Raw genomic sequence first — 1,372 nt, forward strand, 5'->3', positions numbered from 1 at the left:
GCTTTGATGTGATGGACGCACCTCCCTTCTAGCGTCGTTGTGCCAAACTAATAGTACAACCATTAAGAGCAGGAGTAACAAGTATGTCTATTAAAGTTGTCGGTATTGATATAGCGAAAAATCTCTTCCAAGTGTGTGTTCTGGGTACAAATGGACAAATTTTATCAAACAGAAAGGTAAAGCGAGATAAGCTTCTCGATACTGTCCGCCAACTACCAGAGCAAACTGCTCTAGCAATGGAGTCATGTGCAACTTCTCATCATTGGGGCAGAATATTTCAAGAGCTAGGATATACAGTGGCTCTTATTCCAGCTCAGCATGTAAAACCATTTGTTGGGCGGCAAAAGAACGATGCTAATGATGCAAGAGCCATTTGCGAAGCCTATTCTAGACCTAATCTTCACTTCGTGCCTGTTAAGTCTGTTGAACAACAAGACCTTAAAGCGATACGCAGTGTCCGTAAACGTTTGGTAGAAAACAGAACTGCCTTGGCGAACCAGATCAGAGGATTGGCTGCTGAATACGGGGTAGTATTTCCTCTCTCTATTAAAGCTTTACGAAGTCATTTACCGCTAGCTCTTGAAGACGCAGAGAATGCCCTTTCCCCAGTAATGAGGAACTTACTGCAAACTTTATACTGTGACTTTGTCAGTCTTAGCGAAGAGATAGATGAAATGACCCAAAGTGTCACCATATTGAGTCAGCAAAATCCAAAATATGAGGCTATTCGGAATATTCCTGGGTTTGGTCCGATTTTGACAGCGGCGCTGATTAGTGAGGTAGGTGTTGGAAACCAATTCCAAAATGGTCGCCAGTTCTCAGCATGGTGTGGCCTAGTTCCAAAACAAAATAGTACAGGCGGAAAAAGTAGTCTTGGCTCTCTATCGAAGAATGGCAATCGCGAATTGAGAGCATTACTTATTCACGGTGCTCGCGCAGTGCTTCGGTGCGGAGCTAACAAAACGGATGCTATGGGAGCATGGTTGAGAGGACTCATTGCACGCCGAGGAAAAGCAAAAGCGATTGTCGCTCTTGCAAACAAGCTCGGTCGGGTAGCATGGCACATCTTGGCGAAAAATAGTGAATACGATATTAATCAGGCATTTAAGCCTGTTTGACTAAAAATACTAAGTTCTAAGGAGATATCCTCAAGAAGCAACTGAGTTTGCAATAGCTGATGAATAAACGGTGAACCATCCTTACTACACTCTGATAACGCAACGAGGTTATTGAAACCGAGGCTTTGAAAAGACAGTGAGGAGCGGATTACATCATGGCGCAGGTCACATAGTAGACCTAGAAAGACGTCGGATATATGTTAGCGACCGTATCATTGAATCAGTCATTGCATCCTGAGGTGCGTCCATATATG

At 43.7% G+C, this 1,372-nt stretch carries 1 protein-coding gene; it reads left to right on the forward strand.

Annotated elements, in window-relative coordinates; all coding sequences use genetic code 11:
* Positions 1-83: 83 nt before the first annotated feature.
* Entirely contained in the window at positions 84-1,118 is a 1,035-nt protein-coding gene (locus B5D54_RS16785) for an IS110 family RNA-guided transposase (protein WP_078927663.1), read from the forward strand.
* The last annotated feature ends 254 nt before the right edge of the window (positions 1,119-1,372 follow it).

This window comes from Vibrio cincinnatiensis DSM 19608 (assembly GCF_900167345.1).
Lineage (GTDB): Bacteria > Pseudomonadota > Gammaproteobacteria > Enterobacterales > Vibrionaceae > Vibrio > Vibrio cincinnatiensis.

What these genes read in the sequence shown, in the direction of transcription:
- B5D54_RS16785 (WP_078927663.1), top strand. Translation starts at nt 84, where the DNA reads ATGTCTATTAAAGTTGTCGGTATTGATATAGCGAAAAATCTCTTCCAA.